Source organism: Janthinobacterium sp. PSPC3-1 (genome assembly GCF_049896105.1).
GTDB lineage: Bacteria > Pseudomonadota > Gammaproteobacteria > Burkholderiales > Burkholderiaceae_D > Janthinobacterium.
In genome coordinates, this window is sequence record NZ_JAFCTQ010000012.1 from 43,796 (window position 1) to 65,865 (window position 22,070).

21 protein-coding genes are annotated in these 22,070 nt (G+C 59.3%); 17 read left to right on the forward strand and 4 right to left on the reverse strand.

The genetic code is table 11. The annotated features are described in order from the left end of the window. Window positions 1-6: 6 nt before the first annotated feature. The gene (locus ACP7B7_RS14585; protein WP_426077109.1) at window positions 7-783 is read right to left on the reverse strand and encodes a 5'-methylthioadenosine/adenosylhomocysteine nucleosidase; all 777 of its coding nucleotides are present in this window, start codon (window positions 781-783) and stop codon (window positions 7-9) included. A 717-nt stretch (window positions 784-1,500) separates the two neighbouring features. Further along, complete coding sequence (locus ACP7B7_RS14590) at window positions 1,501-1,704, reverse strand: hypothetical protein (protein ID WP_426077110.1); 204 nt, start codon at window positions 1,702-1,704, stop codon at window positions 1,501-1,503. Window positions 1,705-2,126: 422 nt separating this feature from the next. Here ACP7B7_RS14590 and ACP7B7_RS14595 point away from each other — a divergent pair, with 422 nt between their 5' ends. From ACP7B7_RS14595 to ACP7B7_RS14625, 7 genes are all read left to right on the forward strand, one after another. Further along, a complete protein-coding gene (locus ACP7B7_RS14595) occupies window positions 2,127-3,764 on the forward strand; it encodes a GMC family oxidoreductase (RefSeq protein ID WP_426077111.1) in 1,638 nt (545 codons plus the stop codon). 121 nt (window positions 3,765-3,885) lie between these two features. Beyond that, on the forward strand, window positions 3,886-4,656 hold the full coding sequence (locus tag ACP7B7_RS14600; RefSeq protein ID WP_308923241.1) for an ABC transporter ATP-binding protein: 771 nt from the start codon (window positions 3,886-3,888) through the stop codon (window positions 4,654-4,656). Then, the gene (locus ACP7B7_RS14605; RefSeq protein WP_308923242.1) at window positions 4,656-5,378 is read left to right on the forward strand and encodes an ABC transporter ATP-binding protein; all 723 of its coding nucleotides are present in this window, start codon (window positions 4,656-4,658) and stop codon (window positions 5,376-5,378) included. The genes ACP7B7_RS14600 and ACP7B7_RS14605 overlap by 1 nt, the downstream gene beginning before the upstream one ends. A gap of 49 nt (window positions 5,379-5,427) precedes the next feature. Then, complete coding sequence (locus tag ACP7B7_RS14610) at window positions 5,428-6,636, forward strand: ABC transporter substrate-binding protein (RefSeq protein ID WP_308923243.1); 1,209 nt, start codon at window positions 5,428-5,430, stop codon at window positions 6,634-6,636. A 160-nt stretch (window positions 6,637-6,796) separates the two neighbouring features. After that, on the forward strand, window positions 6,797-7,681 hold the full coding sequence (locus ACP7B7_RS14615) for a branched-chain amino acid ABC transporter permease (RefSeq protein ID WP_308923244.1): 885 nt from the start codon (window positions 6,797-6,799) through the stop codon (window positions 7,679-7,681). 31 nt (window positions 7,682-7,712) lie between these two features. After that, entirely contained in the window at window positions 7,713-8,693 is a 981-nt protein-coding gene (locus ACP7B7_RS14620; protein WP_426077112.1) for a branched-chain amino acid ABC transporter permease, read from the forward strand. 93 nt (window positions 8,694-8,786) lie between these two features. Then, window positions 8,787-10,847, forward strand: coding sequence for a 3-hydroxybutyrate oligomer hydrolase family protein (locus tag ACP7B7_RS14625; protein WP_308923246.1), 2,061 nt, complete (start codon window positions 8,787-8,789; stop codon window positions 10,845-10,847). Between the two features lie 45 nt (window positions 10,848-10,892). Here ACP7B7_RS14625 and ACP7B7_RS14630 read toward each other — a convergent pair whose 3' ends face one another. Together ACP7B7_RS14630 and ACP7B7_RS14635 are read right to left on the reverse strand one after the other, a co-directional pair. Further along, window positions 10,893-11,684, reverse strand: coding sequence for an EAL domain-containing protein (locus ACP7B7_RS14630; protein ID WP_308923247.1), 792 nt, complete (start codon window positions 11,682-11,684; stop codon window positions 10,893-10,895). 43 nt (window positions 11,685-11,727) lie between these two features. Next, entirely contained in the window at window positions 11,728-12,885 is a 1,158-nt protein-coding gene (locus ACP7B7_RS14635) for an iron-containing alcohol dehydrogenase (RefSeq protein ID WP_308923248.1), read from the reverse strand. A gap of 227 nt (window positions 12,886-13,112) precedes the next feature. Between ACP7B7_RS14635 and mnmG the strand changes: the two genes are divergently transcribed. The 10 genes from mnmG to atpA all read left to right on the forward strand — a co-directional run bounded on the left by mnmG (window position 13,113) and on the right by atpA (window position 22,067). Further along, a complete protein-coding gene (gene mnmG, locus ACP7B7_RS14640; RefSeq protein WP_308923249.1) occupies window positions 13,113-15,062 on the forward strand; it encodes a tRNA uridine-5-carboxymethylaminomethyl(34) synthesis enzyme MnmG in 1,950 nt (649 codons plus the stop codon). Further along, window positions 15,059-15,703, forward strand: coding sequence for a 16S rRNA (guanine(527)-N(7))-methyltransferase RsmG (rsmG, locus tag ACP7B7_RS14645; protein ID WP_426077113.1), 645 nt, complete (start codon window positions 15,059-15,061; stop codon window positions 15,701-15,703). The genes mnmG and rsmG overlap by 4 nt, the downstream gene beginning before the upstream one ends. A gap of 195 nt (window positions 15,704-15,898) precedes the next feature. Continuing rightward, window positions 15,899-16,669: a ParA family protein gene (locus ACP7B7_RS14650; protein WP_426077114.1), complete on the forward strand. Its 771-nt coding sequence runs from the start codon at window positions 15,899-15,901 to the stop codon at window positions 16,667-16,669. Window positions 16,670-16,727: 58 nt separating this feature from the next. Next, entirely contained in the window at window positions 16,728-17,609 is an 882-nt protein-coding gene (locus ACP7B7_RS14655; protein WP_426077115.1) for a ParB/RepB/Spo0J family partition protein, read from the forward strand. Window positions 17,610-17,811: 202 nt separating this feature from the next. Then, window positions 17,812-18,180, forward strand: a complete 369-nt coding sequence (locus ACP7B7_RS14660; RefSeq protein ID WP_426077116.1) for an ATP synthase subunit I — start codon at window positions 17,812-17,814, stop codon at window positions 18,178-18,180. 51 nt (window positions 18,181-18,231) lie between these two features. Beyond that, complete coding sequence (atpB, locus tag ACP7B7_RS14665; protein WP_426077117.1) at window positions 18,232-19,041, forward strand: F0F1 ATP synthase subunit A; 810 nt, start codon at window positions 18,232-18,234, stop codon at window positions 19,039-19,041. A gap of 62 nt (window positions 19,042-19,103) precedes the next feature. After that, entirely contained in the window at window positions 19,104-19,385 is a 282-nt protein-coding gene (gene atpE / locus ACP7B7_RS14670) for a F0F1 ATP synthase subunit C (RefSeq protein ID WP_010393790.1), read from the forward strand. 43 nt (window positions 19,386-19,428) lie between these two features. Then, on the forward strand, window positions 19,429-19,899 hold the full coding sequence (locus ACP7B7_RS14675) for a F0F1 ATP synthase subunit B (protein ID WP_094442676.1): 471 nt from the start codon (window positions 19,429-19,431) through the stop codon (window positions 19,897-19,899). Between the two features lie 2 nt (window positions 19,900-19,901). Continuing rightward, entirely contained in the window at window positions 19,902-20,447 is a 546-nt protein-coding gene (locus ACP7B7_RS14680; protein ID WP_308923255.1) for a F0F1 ATP synthase subunit delta, read from the forward strand. Window positions 20,448-20,525: 78 nt separating this feature from the next. Further along, the gene (atpA, locus tag ACP7B7_RS14685) at window positions 20,526-22,067 is read left to right on the forward strand and encodes a F0F1 ATP synthase subunit alpha (RefSeq protein WP_010393784.1); all 1,542 of its coding nucleotides are present in this window, start codon (window positions 20,526-20,528) and stop codon (window positions 22,065-22,067) included. Window positions 22,068-22,070 lie beyond the last annotated feature (3 nt).

Sequence of the window (22,070 nt, forward strand, 5' to 3'; positions counted from 1 at the left end):
AGCCAATCATTCTGCCAGGCGCTGGCACAGCCGTTTGATCGTGCCAAACGCATAACGCGAGGCCACGCTGTGCACGAAGCGCATGAAGTCGACGGCCGCCTCTTCATTGGCGTTGTCCGACACCGTGCGCATGATGGTAAACGGCACGCCCAGTTCGAAACACACTTGCGCCACGGCCGCGCCTTCCATTTCGACGGCCAGCAGGTCAGGCAGATCCGCTTTCAACTGGTTCACATGGGCGGCGCTGCCGATGAACTGGTCGCCGCTGGCGATCAGGCCACGGTGCACCTGCGGTTGCTGCAAATTGAATTGTGCAATTTCCAGCGGATCGAGCACTGCTTGCGCATCCTCGCGCAAAAAATCCTGGGCGGCGCCGGCCAGTTGTTCGCTCAACGCCAGGTCGGTGGCAAAGCGCTGCAAGCCTGTCAGCGGCACTGCGAAGCGGGGAAACAGGGGGCGCGCATCCATATCGTGCTGCAGCAGGGCTTCGGCGACCACGATATCGCCTACTTTCACCAATTTATCCCCACTGCCGGCCACGCCGGTGAAGACGATGTGGGTAACTCCGAACTTTTCCACAAGCAAAGAAGCCGTCATGGCGGCGGCAACCTTGCCCAGACGCGACAGGACGCACACAGCGTCGATATTCCACAGCTGTCCAAGGGTGTAGACCCGCATGCCGTGCGAACGCGTGACGGCCCCTTGCATGGCTTCTACCAGCCCCTGCTGTTCTTCATGCAAGGCGCTGATGATCCCCAAACGCATTTTTTTGTCTGTATTCATGTGTTTTTCACTGGTTTTGCGGGATTGAAAACGTTAACCGAAGCCGTTGACGGCGCTTTTCCACCGTTCGCGTTTGTTTCTGTGTTTTAAATAAAGAGGTATACATAAAAATAGTAGTGATAGTAAACGCGTGTTTTTCTGTGGATAAGTCGGTATACCGTCGCGTTAACAAGCACTTAGGCCCTAAAAAAGGCGCTGCATAAGCATTGTATCGAGGCCGGACTTGTTTGGGATAAAAGTTCGCCTGTGGACAAAGAACGACTTTTCCCACATCTCATCCTGTGGATATACAGGCAGTTATCCACACCAGGCAGCAAAAACCACGGTTTTCACGGTTGCCGCCGTGCTGTTGGCGCACCTGGATGGCTGGCCAGCATGTTGGCCAAGGTCGACTACGGATTCCTGCAGACGGTTTGGCAGTGACTGTCAGCGTCGCCGTTAACGTTTTTTTTTTGCGCTATTTGCCGGTTTTTGGAAAAAACGGCGAGGTTTGCGTTTTTTTGTCGGTTTACAATAGATTCATATATAAAAATAGTAGTAATAGTAAACGTCGATCTTTCTGTGGATAAGTCGTTTTTTTTCAACAGGATCAATCGTTTACGCGAAAAAAAAAGCCTGCATAAAGCCTGTATCGCCGAAGGAGCAAAATTGTATAAAATATCGGCGCTGCGTTAACTTCATGTTTACGCACAAGTCATCCTGTGGATATCGACTGACTTATCCACAACCGTTCTGAAAATTCCCTTTTTTGCACTGTGCAGACCTTGCCTGATCCGTCGGCAGGCGTTCGTTCGCGCGTCGTTTCCCGCAAGACGGTTTGGCAGTCTCGACGTTGTCGTGCTGGCTTGCCGCTTTTTGCTGGCTCAGTGTTGGCGCGATTTTTTTTAGCTGGGCCAGAGCTGCATCAAACGGATTAGCCATGGCGAGGCCAACTGCGCGTGACCAGGTTTACCCTAACAAGATCGTATACAAGAATAGTAATAGTAGTTAACGCAGGACTTTCCTGTGGATAAGTACAGATTTATCCTTGTAAACAAAAACTTGGCGCGCGTATAAACGCTGGGCAAGGGTTGTATGACAGCTGAACAGTTTTGGGACAAAAAAATCGTCCCTGAAAAATTTTTCGTTTACGCACATAGTGTACCTGTGGATATCCATACACTTATCCACAGCTGGAAAGGGTGTTTTTGAGCACGGATTGCGCAGGCTGAGCAATTAATGTCGCCGAGCAAGGACACTGGTGGTAATCTGCTTTGCGACTCATGCACGAACAGACTCTGGTAATGGCAAGCGGCGAGGAGACACGCCGCCCACCCTCGAAAGTATTACCGAAAGGAGCTTCATTGGAATCGGCAGGCGAATTCGACTACATCATCATCGGTGGCGGTACGGCAGGGTGCGTGCTGGCCAACCGGCTCACGCGCGACCAGAACGCCACCGTCTTGCTGGTGGAAGCGGGCGGCAAGGACGACTATGTGTGGATACACATTCCCGTCGGCTACCTGCATTGCATCGGCAATCCGCGCACCGACTGGCTGTATTCCACCCAGGCCGATGCTGGCCTGGGCGGGCGCAGCCTGATTTATCCACGTGGAAAAGTGCTGGGCGGCAGCTCGTCCATCAACGGCATGATCTATATGCGCGGCCAGGCACAGGACTATGACCGCTGGGCCGAGCTCGCCGGCGACGCGTCCTGGGGCTGGGACCAGGTGCTGCCGCTGTTCCGGCAAAGCGAGGATTATCATGGCGGCGCATCGAGCCACCACGGCGCCGGCGGCGAATGGCGGGTGGAAAAACAGCGCTTGTCATGGGATATCCTGAACGCTTTCCGTGATGCGGCGGAACAGGTCGGCATCCCGAAAACGCCGGATTTCAATCGCGGCGACAACAGCGGCAGCAGCTATTTCGACGTCAACCAGCGCCGCGGCATCCGCTGGAATACCTCGAAAGCGTTCTTGAAGCCAGCCTCGCGCCGGCCCAATCTGACCATCATGACGGGCTGCCACGTGGAACGGCTGCAGATCAGCGCCTCGGATAACGGTCCGCGCTGCACCGGCATCACGTTTACGGGCGGCGGCACGCAGTGGCAGGCGACGGCGCGGCGCGAAACGCTGCTGACGGCTGGCGCCATCGGTTCACCGCATCTGCTGCAATTGTCCGGCATCGGTCCGGCCGCCTTGCTGCGGCAACATGGCATCGCGCCCATGGTCGACGCCCCTGGCGTGGGCGGCAATCTGCAGGATCATTTGCAGCTGCGCATGGTGTTCAAGGTGCAGGGCGTGAAAACCTTGAACATGATGGCTGGCAATTTGCTGGGCAGGATGCAGATCGGCTTGCAATATGCGCTGTTCCAGAGCGGGCCGATGTCGATGGCGCCGTCGCAGCTGGGCGCGTTTGCCCGCTCCGACCCGGGCCAGGCCACGCCGAATCTGCAATATCACGTACAGCCCTTGTCGCTCGACAAATTCGGCACGCCCTTGCATGCGTTTCCCGCATTTACGGCCAGCGTCTGCAATCTGCGCCCGACCTCGCGCGGACAAGTACAACTGGCGTCGAACGACAGTTATGCGCCACCAAGCATTGCCCTCAATTACCTGAGTACGCCGGAAGACCGCCAGGTGGCGGCGGACGCCTTGCGCCTGACGCGCAGCATTGTCGCCGCGCCGGCCTTGCAGCGGTTTGCGCCGCAGGAATACAGGCCGGGTCCGCATTACCAGACGCAAGCCGAGCTGGTGCAGGCGGCCAGCGAGATCGGCACGACGATTTTCCATCCGGTCGGTACTTGCCGCATGGGCTTGGCCAGCGATCCTTTATCGGTGGTCGACAGCCAGTTGCGGGTGATCGGCGTGGCGGGCTTGCGCGTGGTCGATGCCTCCATCATGCCGTATATCACTTCGGGCAATACCAACTCGCCGACCGTGATGATCGCGGAAAAGGCGGCGCACATGATACAAAAATGCTGGAAACCCGAGACGGTTTGAACTTGCTTGCAGCAGGATAGCGAGGCGAAAATCCCCGTAGTTATACTGTATTGTGCGGCAAATTCAAGTTGTGTATTATAAAAAAGACTAAGTAGTACAAAAAGTACAACTAGGAGACACGATGTCAAACATCATCTTGGAAACAAGAAATTTGACCAAGGAATTCAAGGGCTTCACCGCTGTGAGCGATGTGAACCTGCAAGTGGAACGCGGCCATATCCACGCCTTGATCGGCCCTAACGGCGCCGGCAAGACCACGTGTTTTAACCTGCTCACGAAATTCCTGGTTCCCACTTCCGGACAGATCCTGTTCAATGGAAAAGATATCACGGCCGCGAAACCGGCCCAGATCGCCCGCATGGGGGTGATCCGTTCTTTCCAGATTTCCGCCGTCTTCCCGCATCTGTCGGTGCTGCAGAATGTGCGCATTGGCTTGCAGCGCCAGCTCGGTACCTCGTTTTATTTCTGGCAAAGCGAACGCGCCTTGAACCAGCTCAACGACCGCGCCATGGCCTTGCTGGCCGAGGTTGATCTCACCGAGTTTGCCGACACCATCACGGTCGACATGCCATACGGCCGCAAGCGCGCGCTCGAGATCGCCACCACCCTGGCGATGGAGCCGGAAATGATGCTGCTCGATGAACCGACGCAGGGCATGGGCCACGAAGACGTGCACCGCGTCACCGAGCTGATCAAGAAGGTCTCGGCCGGCCGCACCATCCTGATGGTGGAACACAATATGAGCGTGGTCTCCGGTATCTGCGACAAGATTTCCGTGCTGCAGCGCGGCGCCATGCTGGCCGAGGGCAGTTATGCGGAAGTGTCGCGCAATCCGCAGGTGATGGAAGCGTACATGGGCACCACCCACGCCGAACTGGAAGGAGCGCATTGATGACGTCTGCAAACAAAGCGCCGGCGCTGGAAATTTCGCAGCTGCAAACCTGGTATGGCGAGTCGCACATCTTGCATGATGTGAACCTGAAAGTGCAGCAGGGCGAGGTGGTCACTTTGCTGGGCCGCAATGGCGCCGGCCGCACCACCACCTTGCGCGCCATCATGGGCCTGACGGGCGCGCGCACCGGCTCGATCAAGGTCAACGGCGTCGAAGCGATCGGTTTGGCCACGCACAAGATCGCCCACCTGGGCATCGGCTATTGTCCCGAGGAGCGCGGCATTTTTTCTTCGCTGTCGACGGAAGAAAACCTGATGCTGCCGCCCAACCTGGCCAGCGGCGAGAAGGGCATGTCGGTGGCGGAAATCTACGCCATGTTCCCCAACCTGCAGGAGCGCCGCCACAGCCAGGGCACGCGCCTGTCCGGCGGCGAACAGCAGATGCTGGCCGTGGCGCGCATCCTGCGCACGGGCGCGCGCCTGCTGCTGCTCGATGAAATTTCGGAAGGCCTGGCGCCCGTCATCGTGCAGGGCCTGGCGCGCATGATCACCACCCTGAAAGCGAAGGGATACACCATCGTTATGGTGGAGCAGAATTTCCGGTTTGCCGCACCGCTGGCGGACCGGTTTTATGTGATGGAGCATGGTCAGATCGTCGAGACTTTTGCTGCATCCGAACTGGAGGCCAAGATGCCGGTACTGACCGAGCTGCTTGGCGTGTAGTGCGAGCGATCGAATTCAATAGCAAACAATAATTTCCAACGGAGACACCATGAAACGTAACGCTATCGCCATTGCCACCGCTGCCATTTGCGCAGTGGGCTTTTCCTCCTTCGCTCACGCCCAGGTCTCGGGCGACACCATCAAGATCGGTTTTATTTCGGACATGTCGGGCGTCTATTCCGACGTCGATGGCTTGGGTGGCGCCGAAGCCATCAAGATGGCGATCGCCGACGCCGGCGTGGTCCTGGCTGGCAAGAAAGTGGAATTCATTTCCGCCGACCACCAGAACAAGGCCGATATCGCCGCCTCCAAGGCACGCGAGTGGTTCGACCAGCAGGGCGTGGACATGCTGATCGGCGGCACCAATTCCGGCGCCAGCCTGGCGATGGCCAAGGTCGCGGCCGAAAAGAAAAAAATCTTCGTTGCCATCGGCGCCGGCTCCTCGCGCCTGACCAATGAAGAATGCTCGCCGTACACCGTGCACTACGCCTACGACACCGTGGCGCTGGCGCGCGGCACCGGCGGCACCATCGTCAAGCAGGGCGGCAAGAACTGGTATTTCATGACGGCCGACTATGCGTTTGGCCACTCGCTGGAAAAAGACACGGCCGAGGTCGTCAAGGCGGCCGGCGGCAAGGTGCTGGGCAGCGTCAAGCATCCGCTGGGCGCCTCCGACTTCTCGTCCTTTCTGCTGCAGGCGCAAGCGGCCAAGCCACAGATCCTGGGCCTGGCCAATGCCGGTGGCGACGCCATCAACAGCATCAAGGCCGCCAATGAATTCGGCGTGTCGAAAAATGTCAGGCTGGCGGGCTTGCTGATCTTTATCAACGACATCCATTCGCTGGGCCTGAACCTGACGCAGGGCATGTACCTGACCGATGGCTGGTACTGGGATTTGAATCCGGAAACGCGGGCCTGGTCGAAACGCTATTTCGACAAGATGAAGAAAGAGCCGTCGATGCTGCAGGCCGCCGACTACTCGGCAGCAAGCAACTACCTGAAAGCCGTCAAGGCGCTCGGTACCGACGATTCCGACAAGGTCATGGCCTACCTGAAAAAGACCAAGATCAACGACATGTTCACCAAGAACGGCGAAGTGCGTCCCGACGGCCGCATGGTGCACGACATGTATCTGATGGAAGTGAAAAAGCCGGCCGAGTCGAAATACCCATGGGATTACTACAAGGTGGTGGCCACCGTGCCGGGCGCGCAGGCGTACCTGACCAAGGCCGAATCGAAGTGTTCGCTCTGGAAATAAACTAACGGCACTGCCCGCCTGGCGCCATGCCACGCGGGCAGTGCTGTCGTGGCCGTTCGCACTGGCCATGTTTCACCTTGCGCCGCCGCGCCCAGGCGTGGCCGTGCGTCTCCCTTGACACCACACCGTCGTCCGGCGGTGCTTTTTATACTGTGATGCCATGGAAATTTTCGGCGTTCCATTACAAGCGATGATGAGCCAGCTGCTGCTGGGTCTCGTCAACGGCTCGTTCTATGCCATGTTGTCCCTCGGTCTGGCCGTCATCTTTGGCCTGCTCAACGTCATTAATTTTTCGCACGGCGCCATGTACATGATGGGCGCTTTCCTGGCCTGGATGGGCCTGAGCTATTTCGATATCAGCTACTGGGCCATGCTGGTGATCGCCCCGGTCATCGTCGGCGCCTTCGGCATCCTGATCGAAAAAACCATGCTGCGCTGGCTCTATAAGCTCGACCATTTGTATGGCTTGCTGCTGACCTTCGGCATCACGCTGATCGTCGAAGGCGTGTTCCGTTCCTTCTATGGCGTGTCGGGCCAGCCCTACGCCGTGCCGGAATTGCTGGCCGGCGCCACCGATCTGGGCTTCATGATCCTGCCGAACTACCGCGCCTGGGTGGTCGTCGCTTCGCTGGTCGTGTGTCTGGCGACCTGGTTCGTGATCGAAAAAACCAAACTGGGCGCCTACCTGCGGGCCGGCACGGAAAACCCGAAACTGGTGGAAGCGTTCGGCATCAACGTGCCGCTGATGGTGACTCTGACCTTCGGCTTCGGCGTGGCGCTGGCCGGCTTTGCCGGCGTGCTGGCGGCGCCCATCATCCAGGTCTCGCCGCTGATGGGCTCGAACCTGATCATCGTCGTGTTCGCCGTGGTGGTGATCGGCGGCATGGGTTCCATCATGGGTTCGATCCTGACGGGCCTGGGCTTGGGCGTGATCGAGGGCCTGACCCGCGTGTTCTACCCGGAAGGTTCGGCCACCGTGGTGTTCGTGGTGATGGTCATCGTGCTGCTGCTGCGTCCGGCCGGCCTGTTCGGCAAAGAAAAGTAATCCTCATCAGTCATGTATTGGAGCAATCACGATGAATAAGAATGTAGGCTACGCAGTCGCTTTGGCGCTGGCGCTGGCCGCACCGTTTTACGGCTACCCGGTCTTCCTGATGAAGTTGCTGTGCTTTGCCCTGTTTGCCTGCGCCTTCAACTTGCTGATCGGCTATACCGGTTTGCTGTCGTTCGGCCATGCGGCGTTTTTCGGCGGCGCCGGCTATGTCACCGGCTACGCCTTGCGCACCTGGGGCTGGCCGACGGAACTCGGTTTGCTGGCCGGTGTCGCCACCGGCGCCTTGCTGGGCCTGGTGATGGGGGGCCTGGCGATCCGCCGCCAGGGCATCTACTTCACCATGATCACGCTCGCCCTGGCGCAGATGGTGTACTTCCTGGCGCTGCGCCTGCCGTTCACGGGTGGCGAAGATGGTCTGCAAGGTGTTCCACGTGGAACACTGCTCGGCACCATCGACCTCGGCAATGACACCGTGCTGTACTACGTGGTGCTGGCCATCTTTATCGCCGGCTTCGCCCTGATCGTACGCACCATCCATTCGCCGTTCGGGCAAGTGCTCAAGGCGATCAAGGAAAACGAGCCGCGTGCAATCTCCCTGGGCTACGACGTCAACAAGTACAAGCTGACGGCCATCGTCTTGTCCGCTTCGCTGGCGGCCCTGGCCGGCGCCACCAAGACCCTGGTGCTGGGCTTTGAAACCCTGACCGATGTCTACTGGGGCATGTCGGGCCTGGTCGTGCTGATGACCTTGGTCGGCGGCATGGGCACCCTGGCCGGCCCGATCATCGGCGCGGTGCTGATCATTGCCCTGGAAAACAAGCTGGGCGACCTCGGCACCTACCTGGCCACGCACACGGGCGTGGAATGGTTCGGTACCCTGGGTGAGTCGGTGGGCATCGTGACCGGCATCATCTTCGTGATCTGCGTGCTGATGTTCCGGCGCGGTATCGTGGGCGAGGCGATCGCCCGTTTCGGCGGCAGGGCAGCCAAGCCAGCAGCCTGAGTTGCAAGCAGCAAGCAAGGCCGGACGCAAGTCCGGCTTTTTTTATCTGGAGACCGTTTTTAGCGTTACCTCATCAATGAATGGAGAACAGCTATGACCACCACCATCCTGCGCACCGGCGGCAGCTTGTGCACACTATTGATCCTGACGGCCTGCGGCAGCAGCCACACGGCCGAAGACCTGAACCAGTTGCCGGCCTACCTGGGCACCATCACCCGACTGGATGTCGACGGCAGGACCAATGATTTGTTGACGGCCGGCCTGGGCAAGACGGGACTGGCCGCGGCGGCCCCCGCGTATGCCGATCCCGAGCATCCGACCGCGCTGGAATTGCGCCGCAACGCCATCCACGCCAATTACCGCGCCGTGCTCGATATTGGCGCCAGCAGCGGCTACGGCAGCCTGTACGGCCCGAATGTCGATGCCAATGGCGTGGTGGGCGGCGGCGAAGGCCTGATCGCCGGCAGCGAATACGTAGCGTATGCCGACGATGGCAGCGGCAAGAAAAACGTCACGCTGATGGTGCAGGTACCGGCCAGTTTCGATCCCGAGCGCGCCTGCATCGTCACGGGTACGTCGAGCGGCTCGCGCGGCATCTATGGCGCCATCGGCAGCTCCGGCGAATGGGGGCTGAAAAAAGGCTGCGCCGTGGCCTATGCCGACAAGGGTTCCGGCACCGGCCTGTATGTGTTCGACGACGACAGCGTCAACCTGCAGAACGGTGTGCGCGCCACGCGCACGAGCGCCGGCAAGAACGCCATCTTCGCACCCGACCTGGCCGACGCTGATCGCACCGCCTTTGCCAGCGCAAATCCGAACCGCATCGCCTTCAAGCATGCACACTCGCAACAGAACCCGGAGAAAGACTGGGGCAGGGCCACCTTGCAGGCGGTGGAGTTTGCCTACTATGTGCTCAACGAGCGCCATGGCGCCACCGCGCGCGACGGGGTTGCCCATCTGGCGCGCCTGAAGCCCGCCAACACCATCACCATCGCGTCGAGCATTTCCAATGGCGCCGGCGCCGCGCTGCTGGCCGCCGAGCAGGATACGAAGGGGCTGATCAGCGGCGTGGCCGCCAGCGAGCCGCAGATCCAGCCGCAGCCATCGACCGCGTACAGCGTGCGCCAGGGGGCGGTGACGGTGGCCGGCCCCGGCCGCGCGCTGTTCGATTATTCCACTTATGCGGCGCTGTACCAGCCCTGCATCGCCTCGGTGGCCGGCAATGCCGGACGCTGCACCGCGCTGGTGGCCAAAGGGTTATTGACTGGCGGCGACCTGGCCTCGCAGCAGCAGGACGCGAAACGGCGCTTGCAGGCCTACGGCTGGCTGGCGGACTCCGACCCCCTGCATGCCTCGCATGCGGGCACGAATATCCTGGTGGCCGTGACGTATGCCTATGCCTACGGAAAATTTTCGGTGACGGATAAAGTGTGCGGCTTCAGCTTTGCGCAGACCGATGCGCTGGGCAATCCCGCCGCTTACACCAATGCGCAGAAGGCGGCCAGCTTCGCCACGCAAAACGGCATCCTCGGCAATGTCATCTATGAAAATGCAGTGGGCGGCGCCAGGGTCTACACGGCGGCCGTCTCGCCGTCGAGCAATCTGGCCGACCAGGCGCTCGATGGTTTTCTTTGCCTGCGCAGCCTGGCGACGGGAAATGACGCCGTCAGCGGTACAGCCCTGACCGGGACACTGGCCGCGCACAGCACGCGCGTGCGCGTCGGCGTGGCGGAGGTGCGGGCCACAGGCAAGCTCAACGGCAAACCGGCGATCATCGTCCAGGGCCGCAGCGATACCCTGATTCCCGTCAACCACGCCTCGCGTGCCTACCTCGGTTTGAACGCGGCGGTGGAGGGCGCCAACAGCAAGCTGCGCTATATCGAGGTCACCAACGCCAACCACTTCGATTCCTTCAGCAGCGCCTTGCCGACGCTGGTGGTGCCGCTGCATGTGTACCTGAATCGCGCGCTCGACGCCATGTATGCGCACCTGCGGTCGAACCAGGCCCTGCCGCCGTCGCAAGTGGTGCGCACGGTGACGCGGCCAGACGCCGGCACGCCGATCACCAACCTGAATGTACCGTCAATTGCCGCCGCGCCCACGGCAGCCAACAGCATCACTTTGACGGGTGCGGTGGTGAACATTCCTGATTAAGGCGGCAGGTCCACAAGGAAAGGGCCACGTTTCACGTGGCCCTTTTCAATTCCAGGCGCTGTCGGATATCTGCGCCAGTCCCTGGAACACGGGTTTTGAAAACCAGTAACCCTGCATCAGCGCAATGCCGCAGCTGGCCAGGAAGTCGCGTTCGGCACGCGTCTCGATGCCTTCGGCCAGCACCTTGATGCCCAGCTCGCGGCACAGGCTGGCGATCGAGCGCACGATGGCCTGGCGCGGCGCATGACGATCGATGTCGCGCACCAGGTCCATGTCGATCTTGATGATATCGGGCTGGTATTCGGCCAGCAGGTTCAGGCCGGCATAACCGGCGCCGAAATCGTCGATGGCGGTCTGGAAACCGAAGCGCCGGTATTCTTGGAAGATATTGACCAGGTGAGGGCGGTCCTGCACCCGTTCGCCTTCCGTCACTTCAAAGATGATCTTGTCGGTGGGAAAGTCATGCGCGCGCGCCGCTTCCAGTGTGCTGCGGATGCAGACCTCGGGACGGTACACGGCATTCGGCAGGAAATTGATCGACAGGAACTCCTGCATGCCCAGGCGCGCGGCGCCCGCCACGGCTTTCACGCGGCAAGCCTGGTCGAAGCGGTAGCGGTTTTCGTCCGTCACCTGTGCCAGCACGCTGGCGGCGCTTTCGCCATTCGGGCCGCGCACCAGCGCCTCGTAGGCATAGATGCTGCGCGTGGCCACGTCGACGATGGGCTGATAGGCGTACTCGAACGCGAACGACAGCGGCGCGCTGTCATGGCAACCGGCGCAGCCCGCGTAGGGAAACACGGTGGCGTCGGGATGGATGGGGATATCTGCAGGCTTCATGGCGTCAGTGTACCAGCGTGATGTGGTATGTCGGTATGCTGGCTCACCATGCGGCCGCATAGATGGCCCGTGCGTCGGCCAAGGTGACGGTGCGCGGATTATTGCCCAGCAAGCGCGTCTGCTGCATGGCGGCCTCGGCCAACCCATCGAGGTCCGCTTTGGCAATCCCCACGTCGCGCAAGGTACGCACGATGCCGGTCTCCACCGCCAGCGCCTGCAGTGCGGCGATCAGCGCTTGCGCGCGCGCCTCTTCGCTGCCCGTTGCCTGTGGCGCCACGATGGCCGCCAGTTCCGCATACAACGGTATGGCGTGGCCAAGATTGAAGCGCAGCACGTGTGGCAGCACCAGCGCGTTCGACAAGCCATGTGGCACGTGAAACATGCCGCCGATCGGATAGGCGAGGGCGTGCACGGCCGCCACCGGCGCATTCGAAAACGCCTGGCCGGCCAGCATGGCGCCCAGCAGCATGGCTTGCCGCGCCGCCAAGTCCTGGCCGTGGCGGCACACGCGCACCAGGTTACTTGATAACAGCGACAGGGCTTGCCGCGCCAGCATGTCGGACAGCGGGTTTTTTAGATGCGCCGTGGTGTAGGCCTCGATCGCATGCACCATCGCATCGAGGCCGGTGGCGGCCGTCACGGCTGGCGGCAGGCCCAGGGTCAGGCGGGCGTCGAGGATGGCCAGGTCCGCATACAGCTGTGGCGCCACCACGCCCATCTTGCTGGTGGCGCCCGTGGTGACGATGGAAATATTCGTCACTTCCGATCCTGTGCCGGCGGTGGTGGGTACTTGCACCAATGGCAGACGCGAGCCTTGTACCTTGCCGATGCCATACAGCTCGCTCAGTGCCTGCCCACCAGGCGCCAACACGGCGATCAGCTTGGCCACGTCCATCGAACTGCCGCCACCGAGGCCGATCACCAGTTCCACGTGAAACAATCGTGCCTGCTCCACGGCCGCCAGCACCACGGCTTCCGGCGGATCGGCTTGCACATCGGAAAAGACATGCACCTCGATGCCCGCTTCCTGCAAGCTGCGCAGTGGCGTATCGACCAGCCCCGTGGACAGGAAGCCGGGATCGGTCACCAGCAGTACCCGCCGCACGGTGGGAAAGTGCAGGCCTATATGTGTGCCAAGCTGGCTGCTGGCGCCTGGTTCGCTGATCAAATGGGGGATGGTGCGAAACTGAAAGGCGGCCATGCGAACTCCCAGGAGAGAAGGTTCAACGAGCTTACTCCGCTTTTTGCGCCTGCGCATGTTCCACGTGAAACCATCGTTGATGATTATCAGCATTGTTCCACGTGGAACAGAAAACCGCGCATCGCTTGCTTGCTGAGTAAAAAATAGGCAAAAAATAGCCCGTAAAAAGTTATGGCCGCGAAAAGACTCTATAATCGGAGCTCACTCCTCGCATTTATCTATTACTCATGTTATTTCCTACAGAATTCGACGTCATCGTCGTCGGTGGTGGTCACGCCGGTACCGAGGCGGCACTCGCTTCCGCCCGCATGGGGCAGAAGACGCTTTTGCTTACCCATAATATCGAGACCCTGGGCCAGATGTCGTGCAACCCGTCCATCGGCGGTATCGGCAAGGGCCATCTGGTCAAGGAAGTCGACGCCATGGGCGGCGCGATGGCGATTGCCACCGACGAGTCCGGCATCCAGTTCCGCATTCTCAATTCCTCGAAAGGCCCGGCAGTTCGCGCCACGCGCGCCCAGGCTGATCGTATCCTCTATAAAGCCGCGATCCGTGCGCGCCTGGAAAACCAGCCGAATCTGTGGCTGTTCCAGCAGGCGGTCGATGACCTGATGGTCGAAGGCGACCGCGTGGTCGGCGCCGTGACGCAGATCGGCCTGAAGTTCCTGGCCCGTGCCGTGGTGCTGACGGCCGGTACTTTCCTTGACGGCAAGATCCACATTGGCCTGAATAACTACTCGGCGGGCCGCGCCGGCGACCCGCCGGCGATCTCGCTGTCCGCCCGCCTGAAGGAACTGAAGCTGCCGCAAGGGCGCTTGAAAACCGGCACGCCGCCGCGCATCGACGGCCGCAGCATCGATTTTTCCGTGATGCAGGAACAGCCGGGCGACCTCGATCCGGTACCCGTGTTTTCGGTGATGGGCAACACGTCCATGCATCCGAAACAGGTGCCATGCTGGATCACGCACACCAATAGCCAGACGCATGACATTATCCGCGCCGGCCTCGACCGCAGCCCCATGTATACGGGCGTGATCGAAGGCGTCGGCCCCCGTTATTGCCCGTCGATCGAAGACAAGATCCACCGCTTCGCCGGCAAGGAATCGCACCAGATTTTCCTCGAGCCGGAAGGCTTGACGACGCACGAATTCTATCCGAACGGCATCTCCACCAGCCTGCCGTTCGACGTGCAGATCGCCCTGGTGCGCTCGATGAAGGGCATGGAAAACGCGCATATCCTGAGACCGGGCTATGCCATCGAATACGATTATTTCGACCCGCGCGGCCTGAAAGCATCGCTGGAAACCAAGGTGGTGGCGGGCCTGTTCTTTGCCGGCCAGATCAATGGCACCACCGGCTACGAAGAGGCGGCCGCGCAAGGCATGCTGGCGGGACTGAATGCGGCGCTGCTGACGCAAGGCAAGGAATCGTGGACCCCGGGCCGCTCGGAAGCGTATCTCGGCGTGCTGGTCGACGACCTGATCACCCAAGGTGTGCAGGAACCTTACCGCATGTTTACCAGCCGCGCCGAGTACCGTCTGAGCCTGCGTGAAGACAATGCCGACATGCGCTTGACGGAAATCGGCCGCGCCCTGGGCTGTGTCGGTGACGCGCAGTGGGAAGCGTTCGAGCGCAAGCGCGAAGCCGTCGCCCTGGAACTGGAACGCCTGCGTTCCACGTGGGTCAACCCGCGCATCCTGGCAGCCGCCGAATCGGAGCGCATCGTTGGCCAGGCCATCGAACGCGAATACTCGCTGGCGGACCTGCTGCGCCGCCCGAACGTGGCCTACGACACCCTGATGAGCATGACCGGCGTGGAAGGCCAGGCCCTGGCAGGCCCCGGCGTGGAAGACCCGGCGGTGCGCGAACAGGTCGAAATCCAGCTCAAGTACGCCGGCTATATCGAGCGCCAGAGCAAGGAAATCGAGCGTCACGAACACTATGAAAACCTGGCTTTGCCCGAAGGGTTCAATTACCTGGATATCGCCGCGCTGTCGGTCGAAGTGCGCCAGAAACTCGACAAGCAGCGTCCGGAAACCCTGGGCCAGGCATCGCGTATTTCCGGCGTCACGCCGGCGGCCATTTCGCTGCTGCTGGTACACCTGAAAAAGCGCGGTTTTGGCGCAGGCCAGGCCGCAATACAGACCACCATTTTAAAGGACGAGGTTGTTGAATGAAGCAGTTTGACCGGGCCGTACTGGCCCAGACTTTGAATGAAGGCATCGCCGCGCTGAAGCTCGACCTGAGCGCGGCGCAAGCGGAACAACTGCTCGATTACCTGGCCCTGCTGGCCAAGTGGAACAGCGTCTACAACCTGACCTCGGTGCGCGATCCTTTGCAGATGCTGACCCTGCACGTGCTCGATTCCCTGGCCGCCGTGCCTGCTTTCGCGCAGGCGAAAAACGTGCTCGACGTGGGCGCCGGCGGCGGCCTGCCGGGCATGGTGCTGGCCATCGCACGGCCCGATATCAAGGTGTCGATGATCGATACGGTGCACAAAAAGACCGCGTTTTTGACGCAGGTGAAAGCCGAACTGGGCCTGGCCAACGTTACGGTGTACACCAAGCGCGTGGAGCAGCTGGAAGTACCGCAGAAATTCGACGTGATCACCTCGCGCGCCTTTGCCGACCTGTCCGACTTCGTCAACTGGTCGCACCACGTATTGGAGGAGGGTGGTCAATTCATCGCCTTGAAGGGGGTGGCCCCGCCAGACGAGCGCGAGCGACTGCCGGCAGACTGGAAAGTGACGAAATTGACCCCTATTCAGGTGCCAGGGCTAAATGCAGAGCGTCATCTGGTGTTTATAACAAGAGTTTGAAGGCCGGAAAATAAACGATATAAATCATTTATACGGTATAAATTATATAAAACCTATAAATCATATAAATCGTATAAATTATATATACGATTTATATCGTATAAACGGTATAAATCAAATAAACAGTATAAATCGTTTCGGTCATGCGCCGGGACGCGACAATGAAGTTTGCATCCATTTACAACTAGAAGATACATGGCCAAAATTTTTTGCGTAGCAAATCAAAAGGGTGGTGTTGGTAAAACCACCACGAGTGTCAACCTGTCCGCCGGCCTGGCCAAGCTGGACCAGCGCGTGCTGCTGGTCGACCTCGATCCGCAAGGCAATGCCACCATGGGCGCCGGCATCAACAAGGCCGGCTTGAAAGCATCGACGTATGAAGTGATGCTGGGCGAGTCCGATGTCAGGACGGCACGCCAGCGTTCGGAAGCGGGGCGCTTCGACGTGCTGCCGTCGAATCGCGAGCTGGCCGGCGCCGAAGTCGAGATGGTGGAACTGGACCGCCGCGAAAGCCGCCTGAAGGATGCGCTGGCCGAAGTCGACGGCGACTATGACTTCATTTTGGTCGATTGCCCGCCGGCCCTGTCGATGCTGACCCTGAACGGCCTGTGCGCCGCGCATGGCGTGATCATCCCGATGCAGTGCGAGTACTACGCGCTGGAAGGCTTGTCCGACCTGGTCAACACCATCAAGAAGGTGCATGCCAACCTGAACCCGGAATTGAAGATCATCGGTTTGCTGCGCGTGATGTTCGATCCGCGCATGACATTATCGCAACAGGTGTCGGCCCAGCTGGAGCAGCACTTTGGCGACAAAGTCTTCAAGACCATCATCCCGCGCAACGTGCGCCTGGCCGAAGCGCCCTCGTACGGATTGCCTGGCGTCAACTTCGACCCCAGCTCGAAAGGCGCGCAAGCGTATATCGCCTTTGGCGCCGAGATGGTCGAGCGCATCAAACATATGTAAGAAGCAAGCGATCACGGTCATAATGTGAGCGCTTACTTAAAAAATTCATTAGGACAGCATGGCTACGAAAAAATTAAAAGGACTGGGGCGCGGCCTCGATGCCCTGTTGGGCGGCGGCGACTTCGCCAGTCCGGAACAGGCGGCACCGACCACACTGGCGGTGACACAAATGCAAGCAGGCAAGTATCAGCCGCGCACCCGCATGGACGAGGGTGCCCTGAATGAACTGGCCGCCTCGATCAAGGCACAGGGCTTGATGCAGCCGATCCTGGTGCGCCCGATTGGCCAGGACACCCTGAGCGGACTGGTCAAATATGAAATCATCGCCGGCGAACGGCGTTTTCGCGCCTCGCAGCTGGCCGGGCTGACGGAAGTGCCGGTGCTGGTGCGCGACGTCGACGACCTGGCGGCCGCGGCCATGGCGCTGATCGAGAATATCCAGCGCGAAGACCTCAATCCATTGGAAGAAGCGCAGGGCATCCACCGCCTGATCACCGACTTCAGTTTTACCCATGAGCAAGCGGCCACTGCGGTCGGACGCTCGCGCAGCGCGGTGTCGAACCTGTTGCGGCTGATGAACCTGGCCGCCCCGGTGCAGACCATGCTGATGGCCGGCGATATCGACATGGGCCATGCGCGCGCGCTGTTGGCGGTCGACGCGGCCAGCCAGATTACGCTGGCCAACCAGGTGGTGGCAAAACGCCTGTCGGTGCGCGAAACGGAAAAACTGGTCACGCGCACGGTCGAGGAAGCGGCCAACCCCGTGGAACCGCGTGTCAAGGAGAAGTCGGGCGATATCGCGCGCCTGGAAGAAGAGCTGTCCGATGCCCTCGCCACGCCGGTGGTATTCAAGATGGGCAACAAGGGCCGTGGCCAGTTGGTGATTGATTTTGCCGATCTTGACGTACTGGATGGCCTGCTGAGCCGTTTGCGTGGTTAAATGACGGGCTGCTAACACAAGCGCAAGCGGCGCGGCAAGCCGCTTTGCCATATGTTGGTGCAAATCGCCGCGAAGTGTCGGTAAAGCGTCTGTTTCATGCTGCAATTGCCCTGCAGCGGTGCGCCAGCGTTTGACTCTGTATATCAAAGCCAACTATAATCCCGTGTCTTTGCGTGTGTAGATTTTTCCGGGAACTTGGTAATTGAGTGATTCGAAGCAAAACATTGCCAAGCCAGTCTACAAAGTAGTTGCCTTGCAGCTAGCAATCGTGATCAGCTTTGCCACTGCGACCCTGTTTTTTGGTGGCAGCGTGAAGGGCTGGTCCGCCGCAGTTGGCGGTGCAATCGCCGTCATAGGCAGCATGACATATGCCATGCTGGTCGTTCGCGGCTCCAGCGACGCCAAAAAGGCTTTTCGTGCGCATGTGCGCGCGGAAGCGGTGAAAATGTTTATCACAGCGGTGCTGTTTATATTGGCACTGGTGTTGTTTCAGTCGGCCGCCTGGTTATGGCTGATCTTGGGTTTCGCGGTGGCAACCTTAGCATACTGGTTTTCATTGCTCGCTGTTTAATCATTGGTTTTAGGGCCTGTTGTGCTCTGAAACGACAAATCTAAATTCATTATGACCACAGAACACGCTATTGAAGCGGGCCATGCTGCCCCGGCCAACGCCACAGAATACATCAGTCACCATTTGACCCACTTGAAAAGTGCCAGTGGCACTTTCAACCTGGACACCTTCTGGATCTCGGCTGCCCTGGGTTTTGTTTTTCTTGCCGTTTTCTACATGGCTTCGCGCCGCGCGACCGCCGGTGTTCCTGGCAAGCTGCAAAACTTCGTCGAAATGATCATGGAAATGGTCAATGAGACCATTAATGGGGCCTTTCACGCCAAAAGCAAGATCATCGCGCCGCTGGCCATCACGATTTTTGTGTGGGTCTGGCTGTTGAACGCGATGGACTTCCTGCCGGTTGACCTGCTGCCGATGATTTTGAGCTTTTTTGGCGTGCATAACCTGCGCGTGGTACCGACCGCCGACGTCAACCATACTTTTGGCATGTCGTTCTCGGTAGTTCTGTGCATTATCGCGTTTTCCGTCAAGGCCAAGGGCCTGGGCGGCTGGATCAAGGAATTGTTCACCGCGCCGTTCCATGCAAGCGGCATCATCGGCACGATCTTGTTGGCACCAGTTAATTTCTTGCTGCAAATGGTTGAGTTGGTTGCAAAACTGATCTCCCTGTCGCTGCGACTGTTCGGCAATATGTATGCCGGCGAGCTGATTTTCATCTTGATCGCGTTGTTGCCTTGGTGGGCACAGTGGGCGTTGGGTGGTCCATGGGCAATTTTCCATATCTTGATTGTAACTTTGCAAGCTTTTGTGTTTATGGCGTTGACGGTTGTGTATCTGAGCCTTGCGGTTGAGAAGCATTAATCAGCAACTTTATATTTTGTTTTTTTGTTAGTACCTTTCGTTTTTAAATTTAGGAGAATTTTATGCAAGCTCTGATCGCACAAGTACAAAGCATGACCGTTCTGGCAGCAGCAATCATCATCGGCCTGGCCGCAATCGGTACCGCTTTGGGCTTCGCTATCTTGGGTGGTAAATTCCTGGAAGCTTCGGCACGTCAACCAGAACTGATGCCACAACTGCAAACCAAACTGTTCGTTATCGCTGGTCTGCTGGATGCCATCTCGATGATCGGCGTTGGTATCGCTCTGCTGTACACGTTCGCTAACCCGTTCCTGGCTCCATTGATGGCTGCTGTTGCTCAGTAATTCGCTCCAATCCTAGGAGAAACTTTTAGTCAGGAGCAAAGGTATGGACATCAATATGTCGCTCATCGGCCAGATGATCACCTTCGCGGTGTTGGTCTGGTTCTCGATGAAGTTCGTATTTCCAGCGCTGAACACAGCGCTGGATGAGCGTGCCAAACGAATCGCGGATGGATTGGCTGCGGCCGATCAAGGTCAGGCTTCGATGGCTGTCGCTGAAAAGCGTGCGCAAGAAGCATTGAACGGTGCACGTGAAGAAGCGTCGCAACGCGTTGCGGACGCTGAAAAGCGTGCCCAGCTGGTTGCTGAAGAGATCAAGCAAAATGCCCAGGCTGAAGCGGCGCGTATCATCGCGCAAGCCCAGTCCGACGCCGAGCAGCAACTGTCGAAAGCACGCGAACAATTGCGCGCTCAGGTGGCTGACCTGGCGATCAAAGGTGCCGAGCAGATCCTGAAGCGTGAAGTCAACGCGACGGCACACGCCGAAATGTTGCAGCGTCTTGCTGTCGAGCTGTAATCATGGCAGAACTCGCAACCGTCGCCCGTCCCTACGCGGAAGCTTTGTTCCGCGTAGCCCAAGCAGGTAAGGAGTCAAGCAACCTCGCGGCGTGGTCCGAACTGGTATCCGAATTGGCCCAGGTCGGTAGCCACCCCGAGGTACAGGCGTACGCGCGCAATCCGAAAGTTTCGGAGAGCGACGTCGCCGCCACCATCCTGTCGTTGTTGAAATCGCCGCTCAACGAAGAAGTCAAAAACTTCGTCACCTTGTTGATCGAAAATGGCCGCATCAGCCTGCTGCCGGAAATCGGCGCGCAATTCCATGCCTTGAAAAATGGCCTGGAAGGTGCGGCTGACGCCGAGATCACGAGCGCTTTCGATCTGAGCGAAGGCCAAACGGCCGAGCTGGTCGCAACGCTGGAAAAGAAATTCAGTCGTAAGCTCAACCCTGCTGTCACAGTGGATCCATCGCTGCTTGGCGGCGTGCGCGTAGTTGTTGGCGACCAGGTGCTCGACACCTCGGTGCGCGCCAAACTGCAGCAATTGCACGCCGCACTGGTGTCGTAAGACACGCGCTTCGGCAGGCCAGCTTAGACAGACCCTTACCCCTCGCGCAAGCTGAGAGAAACACTTTTAGGAGTTAGTATGCAACTCAACCCATCTGAAATCAGCGAGTTGATCAAGAGCCGGATCCAAGGTCTTGATGGCGGCGCTGAAGTGCGTAACCAAGGCACGGTTATTTCCGTTGCCGACGGTATCTGCCGCATCCACGGCCTGTCGGACGTGATGCAAGGCGAGATGCTGGAATTCCCGGGCAACACCTTTGGCCTGGCGATGAACCTGGAGCGCGACTCCGTCGGTTCCGTGATTCTGGGTGCTTACGAGCACATCTCCGAAGGCGACACGGTGAAATGCACCGGCCGCATTCTGGAAGTGCCGGTCGGTCCTGAACTGCTGGGCCGCGTGGTCAACGCGCTGGGCCAGCCGATCGACGGCAAAGGCGCCATCGAGACCAAGCTGACGGCCGCGATTGAAAAAATCGCCCCGGGCGTGATCGCCCGTGAATCCGTTTCGCAACCGATGCAAACCGGCCTGAAGTCGATCGATGCGATGGTTCCAGTTGGCCGCGGCCAGCGCGAACTGATCATCGGCGACCGTCAAACCGGCAAGTCCGCCGTGGCGATTGATGCGATCATCAATCAAAAAGGCCAGGGCATGAAATGTATCTACGTCGCGATTGGCCAGAAGGCCTCGTCGATCAAGAACATCGTGCGCTCGCTGGAACAGCACGGCGCGATGGAATACACCATCGTGGTCGCCGCTTCCGCTTCGGAATCGGCCGCCATGCAATACATCTCGCCGTACTCCGGTTGCGCCATGGGCGAATACTTCCGTGACCGCGGCGAAGATGCACTGATCGTCTACGATGATCTGTCGAAACAAGCTGTTGCTTACCGTCAAATCTCGCTGCTGCTGCGCCGTCCACCAGGTCGCGAAGCGTACCCGGGCGACGTGTTCTACCTGCACAGCCGCCTGCTGGAACGCGCAGCCCGCGTGAACGCCGACTACGTCGAGAAGTTCACCAACGGCGCCGTCAAAGGCAAGACCGGTTCGCTGACGGCACTGCCGATCATCGAAACCCAGGCGGGTGACGTGTCGGCCTTCGTGCCAACCAACGTGATTTCGATTACCGACGGCCAGATCTTCCTGGAAACGTCGTTGTTCAACGCAGGTATCCGTCCTGCGATTAACGCCGGTATTTCCGTATCGCGCGTCGGTGGCGCCGCCCAGACCAAGGTCATCAAAAACCTGTCCGGCGGTATCCGTACCGACCTGGCGCAGTACCGTGAGCTGGCCGCGTTTGCGCAGTTCGCCTCGGACCTGGACGAATCGACCCGCAAGCAGCTGGACCGTGGTGCGCGCGTGACGGAATTGCTCAAGCAAGCCCAGTACTCGCCACTGTCGATCTCGCTGATGGCCGTCTCGCTGTTCTCGGTGAACAAGGGCTTCATGGACGACGTGCCAGTCAAGCAAGTGCTGTCGTTCGAAGCAGGCGTCCACGCTTACATGAAAACCAAGCAAGCTGCTCTGCTGGCCAAGATCGAAGAAACCAAGCAACTCGACAAAGACAGCGAAGCAACTCTGTCGGCGGCCATTGCTGATTTCAAGAAATCCGGCGCATATTAAGCG